This window comes from Ruegeria sp. C2 (assembly GCF_056537765.1).
This window is the reverse complement of the sequence record NZ_JBQFRZ010000001.1, coordinates 895,481-910,288: the sequence shown is the minus strand read 5'-3', so window position 1 is coordinate 910,288 and position 14,808 is coordinate 895,481. Positions and strand designations below refer to the sequence as shown.

Here is a 14,808-nt window from a genome sequence, read left to right as displayed (position 1 = left end):
TCAGCCCCGAAAGCCTGTAGCAACCACAAATTTCTCGGAGCTGTCCGATCGGGATGCAGGCGGTTTGACGTTGGCGACCTTGGTGAATTTCTGCTTCAGTAGCTTCTGCAGATCCCCTTCGGCCCCACCGGCCAGAACCTTGGCAACAAAAGTGCCACCTTCTTCCAGCACGTCAAATGCGAAATAGGCAGCGGTTTCACACAGCGCCATGATCCGCAAATGGTCGGTCTGCTTATGACCCGACGAGGCTGCGGCCATGTCCGACATCACCACATCCGCTTTGCCGCCCAGCCAGTCTTTGACCTTCTGATCGGCGTCATCTTCCATGAAATCCAGCACATGGGCGGTTGCGCCTGCGACTGGTTCGACCTTTTGCAGATCGACTCCAAGAACGGTGCCAATACGCTTTCCACTTTTCTCACCCAGCGCGTTGACCCGCTTGACCGCGACCTGCAGCCAGCCGCCGGGGGCGCAGCCCAGATCGACCACGCGAGCGCCCGGCACCAGAAACCGAAATTTGTCGTCCAGCTCCAATATCTTGAAGGCCGCGCGTCCGCGATACCCTTCGACCTGTGCGCGTTTTACATATGGGTCGTTCAACTGCCGTTCGAGCCAACGGGTCGAACTCAGCTTGCGCCCGCGCGCGGTTTTGACCTTAACCTTCAGGTCACGTTGCCCGCGACCCGAGATGTTCTTTCCACTCGGTGTCTTCGCCATGTGATTGATCTCCTGAAAGCTGACCGTCCATACCGCCTTGCTGGATGAGTGGCAAGGCGACGCTAATCCCTCACTAGCAGGTCTGGCCATGGTGAAGAAATGCCAAACGCCAACCAACCCGCCCCATTCATTATCTGCGCAGTACAAGATGGCCTATCCCGTGTTGATGGCTCGAAGCTGCGTATCAGATCCCGGGCCTCCGAAGCCTGAGGGTTTGGTACGGCAATATGAATGCCGCCAATCGCCCAAGACCAGTGCGGAGCCATGCTAACCAAGTTGAAACCCGGGCTAAAAACGTCAAAACCCGCAGCTTCGAGTGAGCAGATTGCAGTTGCAGCGGTGCTGGTACGGTAGGCGATGGCAACTACTGTAAAGGCGTCTGTGAGCAATCAGAACGGCCCGTCTTCCAATACACCGTCCGCGCTCATCTGTGCGTAAAGAAGGCCTTCGCGCAAGCCGCGGTCTGCCACCGAAAGGCGATCGGTGGGCCAGCATCTGAGCAGTGCCTGCAAGATGGCTGAGCCGGACATGATCAGGGCCTGCCGATCATCGCCGATCCGGGGATCCCTGCGCCGTCCCTGAGGTCCGAGTTCCAGATAGCCGCGGATCACTTTGTCGATCTGATCGCTGGTCATGCGCAGCCCATCGACCTTGGTTCGGTCATAACGCTTCAGACCCAGGTGAGAGGCCGCGACGGTCGTGACCGTGCCGCTGGTGCCGACGATCTGGAAGCCTTCGCGGGCTTGCTCGTCCTTGTAAGGCGCAAAGTCGGCCAGATTCTCTTCGAAGAACCAACTCATCAGAGCGAAGCGCGCTGCATCGTCTTCGACGTCATTGAACTGATCCCGCAAGGTGGCAACACCCAGCGGGACGCTGATCCAGTCGACGACCTTGGCAGCAGGGAATGGGCTGTCGGCGGTGTGGAAGCCATTGTGCAACCGCATGATCGCCGCCGGACGGTCGCGTCGCGGAACGGATGAGATGTCGATCCACACCAGCTCGGTCGAGCCGCCGCCGATATCCACCACCAGCAACTGTTCGGTCTTGGTCGAAACAAGTGGAGCGCAGGAAATCACGGCCAGACGCGCTTCTTCCTCGGGCTGGATGATTTCGAGAGTCAGGCCGGTTTCACGCCGCACTTGCCGGATGAAATCGCGCGAGTTCTTGGCTCGGCGGCAAGCCTCGGTTGCGATCAGGCGCATGCGCTTGACCTTGTTGCGTTTCAGCTTTTGCTGGCAGATCCGAAGGGCCTGAACGGTACGCGACATAGACGCCCGCGACAGTCGTCCGGTACGTTCCAGACCGGCGCCCAACTGCACCGATTTGGAGAAACTGTCTACCACATGGAACCCGCTGCCCTTGGGCTGCGCTATCAACATGCGGCAGCTATTTGTTCCCAGATCCAGTGCCGCGTACAGTGCATCCGGATCGGGTCTTGCCGGCGCGGGGCTTTCGACCGCCTTCGGGAACGCGCCCGCACCTTTGGGACGCTTGGGCGCCATTCGTCACGCCCTCCGATTTTTGAGTTAGTTTGACCCTAGGCGGCGTATCGCCGACGTGCAAGTGATTTCAGTTTTGAAATTACCTGGACTGTCACACTGCGTTCATACTGAAATGCGAATTCCGTGCTGATCCCCTGATCGGGATTCCTTACAAGCTCTCAGCCAGATACGGAGACTGCCATGAAAGATGAGCGCATCCTGACATTCGATGAATTTGACGAAGTTGTGAATCCACGTCCGGAAGAATGCGAATTTGACCGCGTGGTTGAACGTGCGTTGTCGCGTCGCGGCTTTCTGGGCGGTGTTCTGGCCGTGGGCAGCTTCACGGCTGTTGGCGGCTCGCTTATTTCATCGGGTGCGCGCGCTGCGACGGACCGGTTCTCGTTCGAAGCGATCCCTGTTTCCACCGCGGACGACGTGATTGTACCTGCGGGCTACAAGGCCGAAGTCATGGTGCGCTGGGGTGATCCGCTGTGGTCCGACGCGCCCGAATTCGATCATGCGACGCGTGGCACCGCCGCCAGTCAGGAACGCGCCTTTGGTGACAACACCGATGGGCAGGACGTTTTCTTCCATGACGGTCATGTTCTGCTGGTTGTGAACAACGAATACACCAACCGCGATATCCTGTGGGGCAACAATCCGGATGCCAAGGCGGCCTCGGATGACGATGTTGCGAAGGGCATGATGGCGCACGGTGTCACCGTGGTTGAGATTGCAAATGCCGACGGCACCTGGAGTATCGTTAAGGACAGCCCATATAACCGCCGCATCACACCGCAGACCGATATGGCCATTACCGGTCCGGCGGCAGGTCACGATCTGATGAAAACTGCTGCTGATCCGTCGGGTACCACTTCCAAAGGTACCTGGAACAACTGCGGCAACGGCATGACACCGTGGGGCACCTATCTGGCCTGTGAAGAGAACTTCAACGGCTACTTCTCGGCAGAAGATGAAAACCATGAGGTCAGCGCCGAACTGAAGCGTTATGGCGTTTCATCGAAGGACTGGGGCTATGGCTGGGCCAAGATCGACGACCGGTTCGACGTCTCGAAAAACCCCAATGAACCGAACCGTGCCGGTTACGTGGTTGAGATCGACCCGACCGATCCGAACTCGACCCCGCGCAAACTGACCGCCTTGGGTCGCTTCAAGCACGAGAATGCCGAAACCATCGTCAACAATGATGGCCGCGTTGTTGTCTATATGGGTGATGATGAGCGGGGTGAGTTCCTGTATCGTTTCGTTTCGGATGGCGTTTATGCCGCTGGGGTTGATACAAATGCTCTGCTGGAAAACGGAACTCTGTCAGTTGCCAGGTTCAATGACGATGGTACGGGTGAGTGGCTGGAGCTGACACCTGAGACGACCGGTCTTGCCTCACCTGCCGAAATCAGCATCCACACGCGTCAGGCGGCCTCGACCGTTGGGGCCACCACCATGGACCGGCCCGAGTGGGTTGCGGCCAACCCGAACGCGCCCGAGGTCTATTGCTGTCTGACCAACAACAAGAACCGTGGCGTGAAGCCGAATGCGGGTGGTGACGACACCTCGGCCAATGGCCCGAACCCGCGTGACGCCAATCACTATGGCCAGATCGTGCGTTGGCGCCCGGACGGCGGTGACCATACAGCGTCGGGTTTTGGCTGGGACCTGTACGTGCTGGCGGGCAACCCAACCGTGCATCAGGACGCTTATGCGGGTTCGGATAACGTCAATGCCGATAACATGTTCAACTCGCCCGATGGCCTGAAATTCGACAGCAATGGCCTGCTGTGGATCCAGACCGATGGTAACTATGGCAACGAAGGGGACTTCGTAGGGCAGGGTAACAACCAGATGTTGGCCGGTGATCCGGTCACCGGGGAAATCCGTCGCTTCATGGTTGGCCCGAACGAGTGTGAGGTTACTGGCCTGAGCTGGTCGCCGGATCGCCGTACCATGTTTGTGGGCATTCAGCACCCGGGCGAGGATGGCAACAGCCATTGGCCCGAAGGTGGTGACGCGGTGCCGCGTTCGGCCATTATCGCGATTACCCGCGAAGATGGCGGTTTGGTCGGTTAAGCCGATTTCCACCCTTGAAACGCCCCGGATGGCTTATGCCGTCCGGGGTTTTTTCTTTTTATGAAGGGCATTCACAGAGATATTGAGAAATTTGCTATGCGTGTTTGCCCAGGAATTGGCTAAAAGCCCGGAAGACTGGCGTAACGAAAAGGTCGTTTGAAAAGCGTCGGGTGTCGAAAATCGACCGACCCGAGCTCACATTGAAGTTTAGAACCGCTCCATCGGGTTAGAAGGAATCACAGCAATGCCTGACGTCACCATCGTATACTGGCGCGACATTCCCGCTCAGGTCATCGTCGGCAAAGGCCGCCGTGGTGCCAAGCGGCAACTGGAAGAACGGTTCGAGCAAGCCATCGACCGGGCAGCCATGAAGGTGAACGCAAAGGACAGTGATGCCTACCTGGCAGATTGGCGCAAGGCCAAGCCTTTTGCGGTTGAGGGCGACCCGTCCGAGATTGCCGAGGCCGAAGCTGTGCGCCTTGAAGCTGAATACGATCAGGACCGTATCAAGGCGCTGATCGCGAACGACGGTTGGGCATGAGCCCCAAATCTTTATGGGAGGCCGCGATGGCTTTGCTGAACTTCAAGAAACGTGATGCGGCCGCGAAGGCCCCGGTGAACCCGACTGTCGAAGCCTTCCTGCAAGGCTATTCGATCGAGGTGATGCCGCGTACCGCAGAAAAGGTCGAGGATTTCCGCGCGTTGTTGCCGGAAGGTACCCGTGTCTACATTGCCCATATCGAGGGTACACCGATCGAAGACATGGTGAAAACTGCCAAGCGCATCGCCGACGAAGGGTACCCCGTGATGCCGCACTTCCCGGCGCGGATCATCAAGGACGCCGCGACGCTGGAGAACTGGATTTCCATGTATCAGGGCGAAGCAGGAGTTGAGCAGGCGCTGCTACTGGCGGGTGGGGTTGCAAACCCGCACGGTGATTTCGACAGCTCGATGCAATTGCTGGAAACCGGTCTTTTTGACAAGGCGGGCTTCAAGCATCTGCATGTGGCTGGTCATCCGGAAGGCAACAAAGACATCGACCCCGACGGTTCGACAAAGAACGTCGACGATGCGCTGCGCTGGAAGCAGAAGTTCTCGGAAACCACCGACGCCGAAATGGCGCTGGCGACACAGTTTGCCTTTGATGCCAAACCGATCATCGCCTGGGCGGATAGTCTGAAAGAAGCAGGCATCGACCTGCCGATTCACATCGGCATCGCTGGCCCTGCCAAGCTTCAGACCCTGATCAAGTTCGCCATCGCCTGCGGCGTCGGCCCGTCGCTCAAGGTTCTGCAAAAGCGCGCCATGGATGTCTCGAAGCTGCTGCTGCCTTATGAGCCGACAGACGTGCTGACCGAACTGGCGAACCACAAAGCTGCGAACCCCGACTTCAACATCACCAAAGTGCACTTCTTCCCGCTGGGTGGTATCAAGACCAACGCCAACTGGGCGATCGAAAACGGCGGCGCTTCGGCAAAGCCTGTAAACTCCTAAGGACCGGACATGACCCGTACAGTCGTTGAATCAAAAACAAAAACTGCCGTTCTGGGCTTTGACGAACCGTTCTGCGTGATCGGTGAACGGATCAACCCGACTGGCCGCAAGAAACTGGCGGCCGAGCTGGAAGCAGGCGACTTCTCGACAGTCGAGAAAGACGCCATCGCTCAGGTTGCTGCAGGCGCTACCGTTCTGGATATCAATGCGGGTGTTGTTTACAACTCGAACCCCAACCCAAACGAGACCGAGCCGCCCCTGATGACCAAAATCGTCGAGCTGGTGCAGGGGCTGGTTGAAGTGCCTCTGTGCATCGACTCATCGGTTCCCGGTGCGCTCGAGGCAGGTCTGGAAGCTGCCGAGGGTCGCCCGCTGTTGAACTCGGTCACGGGTGAGGAAGAGCGTCTGGAACTGGTTCTGCCGCTGGTCAAGAAATACAATGTGCCGGTTGTGGCGATCTCGAACGACGACACCGGTATTTCGGAAGACCCCGATGTGCGGTTCGACGTGGCCAAGAAGATCGTTGAGCGTGCCGCCGATTTCGGCATCCCTGCGCACGACATCGTGGTTGACCCGCTGGTCATGCCAATTGGCGCGATGGCAACCGCTGGCAATCAGGTATTTGCTCTGGTCCGCCGTCTGCGCGAAGAGTTGGGCGTAAACACCACTTGCGGCGCATCGAACATCTCGTTCGGTCTGCCAAACCGGCACGGCATCAACAACGCGTTCCTGCCGATGGCGATGGGTGCAGGCATGACCTCGGCGATCATGAACCCGGTCGCTCTGCCGGTTGGTCCCAAGAAACTGGCCGAGAAAAAGGCCGAGGTCGAAGCCAAGGGCATCGTTCTACCTGCGGATATGGATGATGAAACGTTCTGCCAGCTGTTCGGCCTTGGCTCGACCAAGCCGCGCGCGGGCAAAGAAATGGAAGCCATCCGCGCCGCGAACCTGCTGACCAACAATGACCCGCATGGCGGTGAGTGGATCAGGTTCAACAAAGCGCCTGACGAAGCAGGTGCCGCCGCTGGTGGTGGCCGCCGCGGAGGTGGTCGTCGTCGTCGCGCGTGATCCTGAATAACTAAAATCGAAAGGCCGGGCCCAGCGCCCGGCCTTTTTCGTTTTGACACTGATTAAGATTTTACTCTGTCGAAGCCACGAAAACACTAGTCGTTAGGTGAGGGTCACATAAGTGCAACGCCAGTTCTCTTGGAGTTCATTGATCCTTGATCGAATTTCGATTCAATCATTTAAATTCAAAGAGATTGGCTGGAACTCGTTGACAATCAACGACCCCGGGCAGTTATTGGTGGCACTAGGGTTTCAAATGGTGTTGCCGATATGGTTTCATGAGATTTCACGTGACCAAGATAGTCTGATGGATAGCCCCTCAAAACGCGCATCTGGTGTTGTACCAAGCGGAGCAAGTTTGCATGAAGAGATCAAGGAACATCAAACTGATTAATTTGTTCCTGATAAACGAATTACGCGGAGTAATAATTTATTTAGAGTAATTATAATTAACGGTTTGCTAATTGGACTTGTTTTGATTGCGGCAGAACTTCTGTTTGGAACTTGGTTCTCTGAGAAGCATGCTATGATGAAGTTCACCCAGGTTAGAAACTTCAAAAATGTACAAGATAATCCAGTTCACGTCGGTAAATCCACGATCACGTGTACCCGTGACTCATTTGGATTTCGTGGATTGGAGGGGGACGTATCAGAAATTGATATTTTGACGGTTGTCGGTTCCACGACCGATCAGAGATGGATTGACGATTCAGAGACCTATCAAGCCACTCTGCGCGAGTTGTTTGCTGATGATGGCAAGGATGTTTCGATCGCCAATGCAGGTATTGATGGTCAGTCAACCTTCGGGCATATGGCCAACTTCACTTCCTGGTTTAATAAAATACCAGGTCTCAGTGCACGCTACGTGCTATTTTATGTTGGAATAAACGATCTTCTCAAGTCTGAGCCTGAATCTTCGTATGATGTGGTTGCATTGGAAGATAGCACCTATAACGATCTGAAGGCATTTATCAAAGACAAGTCGATATTCTATCAATTGTATAGAATATCGAGAACTGCTCTTTCAGAAGAACATGCACTTAATGAACTAAACAGGACGAATATCGCTGACCACGAACCTCTTGTAACAGAGCCGCTGATTTCTGCCCCTTTGTCTGACATTTTCAGCACTTCACTGGATAGCTACGCCGAGCGCATCGCAGAATTAGACCGAATGACCCGTGAATTCGGTGCAGAGCCGATTTTTGTCACGCAGAGAAGTGCCCGATGGGACCGTCGCGATGGGAAAATTTTCGGCATCGCCAAATACGAGCCAGATTCCTTCGAATTGGTTCGTCATCAACTACCGGAAGAATTTCAAACATTGAACGGTGTCGACTTCTATCGGATTGAACGTGCTTTGGCGGAAGCACAAATGGAAGAGTGTGAGAAACTGGGTGCCATTTGCCTCGATCTTTTGACAGAAATTGAGTTTAACCTAGCGATTGATTTCTATGATCCAATCCACACTACCGCGCTCGGTTCACGGGCAATAGGTGAGTACCTTTATTCTAAACTTCACGATCTTGATTTGGATTGATTGCAGGTCATTTGTTGGTTTGAACGGAAGCTGGTGGGCGTAGGTTCAGAACAAGTGATTTGAGAAGGATCCTTGTTGTATGGTTTACAAACCAAGCGGCGAACATGTTTGTTCATTTCTATTTGAATTCGACTTGTTTGTGCTGAGAGCTACTTATCAACAGATCGCTTATGTGCGTGTAAATATGCAAGCCATTTGACCGATATATGCTGGTGTTGGACGGCGAAGTATCCGGATAAGATCTAAGGCCAATGTCCTGCCGTTCGTCGTCGAGTTGATTGCGATAGGACCACGGTGCACCAGCCCGCGCTTCAATTAGATACTGTCATCTTCCACCTGGATGATAAGTTCGGAACTTACTTATGATTTCTCTTGTGTGGAAAGGTGGTTGATGCTTCGCGCAATATTTTTTTTGCCCTACGCATATGAGACTTGAACTTAAGTTGTGATCGTTTGCGAAAATCTGCTGCCAACTGATACAGGCGACGTTTGCCAAAATTGCAGCATTCACTGCGACTTGCAAAAACTTTCTATTACAACACGGTATACGCTACGCGGCCCATTTTCCGTCCATCACTGGGCCACACGCGCCTGTAGCAGGTTTATTACAGCAGGGATCTTCACGCCTTCGGACGTTTGGTATGCTTTGAATTCTTCGGCAACGGCATCGACGATAGCGTCGACATCCGTTTGCATGCCCTCGAAATGAGCGACAACCCGCGCCGCCGGGCCAACGCGGGTGCACAACAAGGCTGCGTCCGCCACGGTCTTTGGGCCAGAGAGCATCAAGGGGATCGCCTTGACCCTTATATCCGTCAATCCGGCAGAGGACATAAGACCTGCGACTCTGTCGCGGTCGTGAAAGGCCAACGGCCCCGGCGCGTTTCGGTCTACCTTAGGAGGTTGGCCCAATCGTTTGACAGCAGCGACATGCGGTATTTTGAACCACGGGTTTTCAGACAGACCGCCCCAGGCCGCGAATGTCATTTGTCCGCCGGGCTTCAGCGCGCGTGCCATATTTGCAAAGGCCGCAACCGGGTCTGAGAAGAACATGACTCCAAAGCGCGAGATCATGGCGTCGCAGTTGTTTGTCCCCAGATCAGCGACCTGTGCATCGGCATATTGAAACGCCAGATTGGAAAGTTGGGCACGGGCCGCGCGGTTGCGCGCCCGTTCCAGAAACTGTTCCGAAATATCGACACCCAGCACATGGCCGTCGGAACCAACCTGCTGTGAGGCCCGCAGTGCGCTAGCTCCGGTGCCGCAGCCGATGTCGATGACGCGCATTCCATCGGACAACGCGGCACGGTCGAGGACCAGATCCAGAACGGGAGTGAAGAGGTGATCCAGCTGATCTTCGAAAGTCAGCCAGCGCGTGCCCATTTCGGACTTGCCCCAGAACTCTTCCTGATCTCCGTTGATCGTCAGCATGTTGCCCTCCGCCGTTTGGGGCGACTATGACCTCCTGCGACGTCGACGACCAGACTTTTCCTCATCCCCGCCGCCGGTGTTGAAGGATGGCGCGGGCAGGGTGACGACCTGCGCCAGTTCCGGGAACGGATCGGTTTTATGAGGGATCGCGTTGGCGGCGACGAAATGGTCCTGGAACTTGGGCTCGATGGCGGTTTCGACCTTGGTAATTCCTCGCACGACGCGCTCGATTTCGGCGCGTGATCCGATGTTGCACAGCGCGATCCGCGCACCGGTTCCGGCGGCGTTGCCCGCGCTTGAGACCTTGTCCAGCGGCGCGTCAGGGATCATGCCCAGCACCATCGCGTGTTTGGTCGAGATATGAGCACCAAATGCACCGGCCAGAACGACACGATCGACCCGGTCGACTTCCATTTCATCCATGAGCAGGCGCGCACCGGCGTAGAGTGCGGATTTGGCCAGCTGGATTGCGCGGATGTCGCCTTGGGTAACGGTGATGCGCGGTCCGCCTTCGGCGCTCGCATCGTGGATCAAATAGGCATGGGTGCGCCCTTCGGGAACGCAGCGCGCGGTGCCTGTCTGCTCAGCGGATCCGATCAGACCGCTCTCGTCGAGCAGGCCAGCGATACGCATTTCGGCCACGGCTTCGATAATGCCCGATCCGCAGATGCCGGTGATACCGGTGGTGGCGATGTCCTGATCGAACCCGTCCTCGTCCGACCATTTCTCAGACCCGATCACGCAGAAGCGAGGTTCTTTGGTGACAGGATCGATCTCAATCCGTTCAATCGCACCAGGCGCAGCACGCTGGCCCGAGCTGATCTGCGCACCCTCGAATGCAGGGCCGGTGGGCGAAGAACAGGCCAGAACGCGGTGGGTGTTGCCTAGCAAGATTTCCGCATTGGTACCGACGTCGACAATCAGAACGAGGTCGTCGGATTTGCCGGGTTCTTCCGACAAGGCCACGGCGGCACAGTCCGCGCCGACGTGGCCCGCGATACAGGGCAGAATATAGACCTGCGCGCGCGGGTTCATGGCGGTCAGGTCCATCTCGCGCGCAGGCAGGGACATGCTTTCGGACGTGGCCAGCGCAAACGGGGCTTGGCCCAGCTCGACAGGGTCCAGACCCAGCAGCAGGTGGTGCATCACCGGGTTACACACAAACACCGTCTCTACGATCAGTGCCGCGTCAATTCCGGCTTCTTCGGCGATCGAAGTGGTCAGGTCATTGATCGCCTCACGCACGGCTTTCGTCATTTCCTGGTCGCCGCCGGGGTTCATCATGGCGTAAGACACGCGGCTCATCAGGTCTTCGCCGAAGCGGATCTGAGGGTTCATCAGGCCTGATGAAGCCTTGACCTCACCGGTTTCCAGATCCGTCAGGTGCGCAGCGATGGTTGTTGAGCCAAGGTCGATGGCCAGACCATACAGGCCTTGCTCGTGCAGACCGGGCCAGATTTCGACAATACGGGCCACGTCATCCTTGTGGCCTTTGTGGACGGCCACGGTGACCTCCCACTTGCCCTTGCGCAGCACGGGCTGCAGCTTGGACATCAGGGACAGATCGGCGGTGACGGCTTCTATGTTCCATTGTTGGCGCAGGGCGCGTTCCAGCCGTTCCAGATCACCGGTTGGGGAATGCATGTCAGGCTCTTCTACCACCACGAAATAGAGCCGCGTGGCCGGGTCCATGATGATCGCACGCGCAGCAGCGGCCTTGCGGACGACCTGACGGTGGACCTGGCTTTCGGGTGGGACGTCGATCACCACATCACCCTGTACCGACGCCTGGCAGCCCAATCGGCGACCCGGCTTCAGACCGCGTTTGTCGTCATAGCGCTGCTCGACCGCGTTCCACTCGCTCAGGGCGTCATCGGAAACGGTGACGCCGTGTTTGGGGAATTCGCCATAGCTGGGGGTGATCTGGCATTTCGAACAGATGCCGCGCCCACCGCAGACCGAATCCAGATCAACGCCCAGCTGACGTGCTGCGGTCAGAATCGGCGTGCCGATGGGAAAGTGCCCGCGTTTGCCGGAAGGGGTGAAGACGACAAGAGGATCGGTGGTCATGAAAGGCCTGCCTTTGTATTCGCGCGTATGCCGCGGAAGATATGGGTTTGAGCGAAAAGGGAAAGGGCATTCAGCGGCACGTTTTGCACCGCTTGCGTCGTTTTCGGGCGCGGCAAAGCCCCGCATGGAAAAACAACTTGGGTTCAGGGCTTTCCCTCGGGTGAAATCCATGTAATAGGGTCACCGCCAAACGGGCTTTTGCATGGGGTTTTCAGATGCAGATTCGTGAGGCACTCACCTTCGACGACGTTCTCCTGGTTCCGGGCGCATCTTCGGTGCTTCCGGCTACGGCAGATACCACCACGCGCGTGACGCGTGAGATCACCATGAACATTCCGCTGCTCAGCTCGGCGATGGACACGGTGACCGAGGCGCGCATGGCCATTGCAATGGCGCAGGCCGGGGGTATCGGTGTTGTCCACAAGAACCTTTCGGTCGAAGAACAGGCGCGCGAGATTCGCCGGGTTAAACGGTTCGAATCCGGCATCGTTTACAACCCGGTGACGCTGCGGGCGGATCAGACACTGGCGGATGCGCAGGCTTTGGTCGAGCGGTATAACTTCACCGGTTTCCCTGTCGTTGACGGCGACGGGCGGGTCGTCGGCATCGTGACGAACCGGGACATGCGCTTTGCAACCTCGGACGATACGCCGATCAAGGCGATGATGACCTCGGACAACCTCGCGATGCTGCAAGAACCCGCCGATCTGGAAGAAGCCAAAAGCCTGATGCGGGCCCGCCGGATCGAAAAGCTGTTGGTTGTCGACGGTAGTGGCAAACTGACCGGCCTGCTGACCCTGAAAGACACTGAACAGGCCGTGCTGAACCCCACTGCTTGCAAAGACCACCTGGGTCGTCTGCGGGTGGCCGCGGCGACCTCTGTGGGTGATGCCGGCTTTGAACGGTCCGAGCAACTGGTGGATTCCGGCGTCGATATTATCGTTGTGGATACTGCACATGGCCATTCTCAAGGGGTTCTGGATGCGGTGAAACGCGCCAAGATGCTGTCGAATGAGGTGCAGATTATTGCAGGCAATGTTGCCACCGCCGAAGCGACCAAGGCGCTGATTGATGCTGGCGCGGATGCGATCAAGGTGGGCATCGGACCGGGCTCCATCTGTACGACAAGGATGGTTGCGGGTGTCGGGGTGCCTCAGCTGACGGCAATCATGGATTGTGCTGCCGCGGCAGGTGACGTTCCTGTAATTGCGGATGGCGGTATCAAATTCTCGGGCGATTTTGCCAAAGCAATCGCGGCGGGAGCCTCTTGCGCCATGGTCGGCTCGATGATTGCGGGCACCGATGAAAGCCCGGGTGAGGTGATCCTGTATCAGGGTCGCTCGTTCAAATCCTATCGCGGCATGGGAAGTTTGGGCGCAATGGCGCGTGGCTCGGCGGACCGATACTTCCAGAAGGACGCGGCCAACGACAAGCTGGTGCCTGAGGGGATAGAGGGGCAGGTGCCCTATAAGGGATCGGCCAGCGCAGTTGTCCATCAACTGGTCGGCGGCTTGCGTGCGGCGATGGGCTATACCGGATGTGCGACGGTGGACGAGATGCGAAAGAACTGCAACTTCGTCAAAATCACAGGCGCGGGTCTGAAGGAAAGCCATGTGCACGATGTTCAGATCACGCGGGAAAGCCCGAACTATCGCGTGATGTGATCGGGCCTGATCAGGATCGGAGCCAACGATGACCCCGGCAGCGCGCGTGCAGGCCGCGATTGAGATACTGGATCAGATACTGTCTGGTGCGCCTGTCGAAAAGGCGCTGACGGGCTGGGCCAGGCAGAGCCGTTTTGCGGGCTCAAAGGATCGCGCGGCGGTCCGTGATCACGTGTTTGGCGCGCTTCGTTGCAAACGGTCTTTCGCGGCGTGTGGCGGCGCAGAGACAGGGCGCGGGTTGATGATCGGCGCGTTCCGCTCGTCGGGTGGTGATCCCGCTCAACTATTCACAGGTGAACGGTTTGCGCCTGCACCGATCTCCGACGGTGATCAAGCGCGGGTGTTCCAGTCAGAGGCCGAGCGCTTGGATATCCCCGAATGGCTCTGGCCTGAATTTCAGCAGGCATTGGGCGATGAGGCCGAGGCCGCCGCCATCGCGCTGCAATCTCGCGCACCCGTGCATCTGCGCGTCAACAGAGCAAAGGTAGAGCGTGAAGATGTGATCCGTCTACTCTCAGAGGGCGGCATTCAGACAAGCGCACATCCCGCTTGTGATACCGCGCTTGAGGTCGCAGAGGGGGAGCGCAAGATCGCGCAGAGCGATGTTTATAAGAGGGGGCTCGTTGAGTTGCAGGATGCTGCAAGTCAGGCGGTCGTCGCGGCGCTCGACCTTCAGCCCGGTATGCGGGTTCTGGATTATTGTGCAGGCGGGGGCGGTAAAACGCTGGCGCTGGCGGCTTCGAAGGGCGTGCAGGTCTTTGCCCACGATGCCAATCCCGGTCGTATGCGCGATCTGCCTGCCCGAGCGTCAAGAGCGGGTGCAGAGGTGACTATTTTGCAATCGGACCAGCTGGCTCAACAAGCGCCGTTCGATATCGTTTTGACGGACGTGCCGTGTTCGGGCAGCGGTTCCTGGCGGCGGGCGCCCGCCGGGAAGTGGGCGCTGACGCCCGAGCGTTTGAGAGATCTTTCCAGCATTCAGGCAGACATTCTGCGAGATGTGTCACCCCTGGTTGCCGCACGCGGCGTGCTGGCCTACGCCACCTGTTCTATGCTGACTGTTGAGAATGATGCAGTGGTCGACAGGTTTCTTAAGGACTACCCTGAGTGGCAATCGGGTCTGCGCAGATCGTGGCTAGTTTCCCACGGAACGGATGGATTCTACACCGCGCACTTGACGCGATCTTGATTACATAAAATCAACCATAGGCAGTTCACGCCGTGATTTTGTTAAGCGGCAGTTAACCATTGCGGG

The 14,808-nt window shown here is 57.2% G+C and carries 12 protein-coding genes; 8 read left to right on the top strand and 4 right to left on the bottom strand.

Annotated elements, in window-relative coordinates; all coding sequences use genetic code 11:
• Together ACR0IV_RS04565 and ACR0IV_RS04560 are read right to left on the bottom strand one after the other, a co-directional pair.
• Positions 1-717, bottom strand: coding sequence for an RlmE family RNA methyltransferase (locus tag ACR0IV_RS04565; RefSeq protein ID WP_480657623.1), 717 nt, complete (start codon positions 715-717; stop codon positions 1-3).
• Positions 718-1,106: 389 nt separating this feature from the next.
• A complete protein-coding gene (locus ACR0IV_RS04560; protein WP_480469748.1) occupies positions 1,107-2,219 on the bottom strand; it encodes a Ppx/GppA phosphatase family protein in 1,113 nt (370 codons plus the stop codon).
• 180 nt (positions 2,220-2,399) lie between these two features.
• On the opposite strand from ACR0IV_RS04560, the gene ACR0IV_RS04555 reads away from it, so the two are divergent.
• From ACR0IV_RS04555 to ACR0IV_RS04530, 6 genes are all read left to right on the top strand, one after another.
• The gene (locus ACR0IV_RS04555) at positions 2,400-4,286 is read left to right on the top strand and encodes a PhoX family protein (RefSeq protein WP_480657624.1); all 1,887 of its coding nucleotides are present in this window, start codon (positions 2,400-2,402) and stop codon (positions 4,284-4,286) included.
• A 244-nt stretch (positions 4,287-4,530) separates the two neighbouring features.
• Positions 4,531-4,827 carry a virulence factor gene (locus ACR0IV_RS04550; RefSeq protein WP_480657625.1) on the top strand — a complete coding sequence of 99 codons (297 nt, stop codon included), beginning with the start codon at positions 4,531-4,533 and terminating at the stop codon, positions 4,825-4,827.
• 26 nt (positions 4,828-4,853) lie between these two features.
• Entirely contained in the window at positions 4,854-5,780 is a 927-nt protein-coding gene (locus ACR0IV_RS04545; protein WP_480469751.1) for a methylenetetrahydrofolate reductase, read from the top strand.
• A gap of 9 nt (positions 5,781-5,789) precedes the next feature.
• On the top strand, positions 5,790-6,848 hold the full coding sequence (locus tag ACR0IV_RS04540) for a methyltetrahydrofolate cobalamin methyltransferase (RefSeq protein ID WP_480469752.1): 1,059 nt from the start codon (positions 5,790-5,792) through the stop codon (positions 6,846-6,848).
• A gap of 121 nt (positions 6,849-6,969) precedes the next feature.
• Positions 6,970-7,242, top strand: a complete 273-nt coding sequence (locus tag ACR0IV_RS04535) for a hypothetical protein (protein WP_480469753.1) — start codon at positions 6,970-6,972, stop codon at positions 7,240-7,242.
• Positions 7,243-7,374: 132 nt separating this feature from the next.
• Positions 7,375-8,388, top strand: a complete 1,014-nt coding sequence (locus tag ACR0IV_RS04530; protein ID WP_480657627.1) for a hypothetical protein — start codon at positions 7,375-7,377, stop codon at positions 8,386-8,388.
• Positions 8,389-8,961: 573 nt separating this feature from the next.
• On the opposite strand, the gene ACR0IV_RS04525 is transcribed toward ACR0IV_RS04530, so the two are convergent.
• Both ACR0IV_RS04525 and ACR0IV_RS04520 read right to left on the bottom strand, forming a co-directional pair.
• Entirely contained in the window at positions 8,962-9,819 is an 858-nt protein-coding gene (locus ACR0IV_RS04525; RefSeq protein ID WP_480657628.1) for a class I SAM-dependent methyltransferase, read from the bottom strand.
• Between the two features lie 24 nt (positions 9,820-9,843).
• Complete coding sequence (locus ACR0IV_RS04520) at positions 9,844-11,889, bottom strand: ASKHA domain-containing protein (protein WP_480657630.1); 2,046 nt, start codon at positions 11,887-11,889, stop codon at positions 9,844-9,846.
• A 215-nt stretch (positions 11,890-12,104) separates the two neighbouring features.
• Here ACR0IV_RS04520 and guaB point away from each other — a divergent pair, with 215 nt between their 5' ends.
• Both guaB and ACR0IV_RS04510 read left to right on the top strand, forming a co-directional pair.
• Positions 12,105-13,553: an IMP dehydrogenase gene (gene guaB / locus ACR0IV_RS04515; protein ID WP_480469757.1), complete on the top strand. Its 1,449-nt coding sequence runs from the start codon at positions 12,105-12,107 to the stop codon at positions 13,551-13,553.
• A gap of 28 nt (positions 13,554-13,581) precedes the next feature.
• Positions 13,582-14,742 carry an RsmB/NOP family class I SAM-dependent RNA methyltransferase gene (locus ACR0IV_RS04510; RefSeq protein ID WP_480469758.1) on the top strand — a complete coding sequence of 387 codons (1,161 nt, stop codon included), beginning with the start codon at positions 13,582-13,584 and terminating at the stop codon, positions 14,740-14,742.
• Positions 14,743-14,808: the final 66 nt, after the last annotated feature.

Bases quoted from the DNA above. Each gene is read 5' to 3' on its own strand.
- ACR0IV_RS04565 (WP_480657623.1), bottom strand. From the start codon at position 717: ATGGCGAAGACACCGAGTGGAAAGAACATCTCGGGTCGCGGGCAACGT.
- ACR0IV_RS04560 (WP_480469748.1), bottom strand. From the start codon at position 2,219: ATGGCGCCCAAGCGTCCCAAAGGTGCGGGCGCGTTCCCGAAGGCGGTC.
- ACR0IV_RS04555 (WP_480657624.1), top strand. From the start codon at position 2,400: ATGAAAGATGAGCGCATCCTGACATTCGATGAATTTGACGAAGTTGTG.
- ACR0IV_RS04550 (WP_480657625.1), top strand. From the start codon at position 4,531: ATGCCTGACGTCACCATCGTATACTGGCGCGACATTCCCGCTCAGGTC.
- ACR0IV_RS04545 (WP_480469751.1), top strand. From the start codon at position 4,854: ATGGCTTTGCTGAACTTCAAGAAACGTGATGCGGCCGCGAAGGCCCCG.
- ACR0IV_RS04540 (WP_480469752.1), top strand. From the start codon at position 5,790: ATGACCCGTACAGTCGTTGAATCAAAAACAAAAACTGCCGTTCTGGGC.
- ACR0IV_RS04530 (WP_480657627.1), top strand. From the start codon at position 7,375: ATGATGAAGTTCACCCAGGTTAGAAACTTCAAAAATGTACAAGATAAT.
- ACR0IV_RS04525 (WP_480657628.1), bottom strand. From the start codon at position 9,819: ATGCTGACGATCAACGGAGATCAGGAAGAGTTCTGGGGCAAGTCCGAA.
- ACR0IV_RS04520 (WP_480657630.1), bottom strand. From the start codon at position 11,889: ATGACCACCGATCCTCTTGTCGTCTTCACCCCTTCCGGCAAACGCGGG.
- guaB (WP_480469757.1), top strand. From the start codon at position 12,105: ATGCAGATTCGTGAGGCACTCACCTTCGACGACGTTCTCCTGGTTCCG.
- ACR0IV_RS04510 (WP_480469758.1), top strand. From the start codon at position 13,582: ATGACCCCGGCAGCGCGCGTGCAGGCCGCGATTGAGATACTGGATCAG.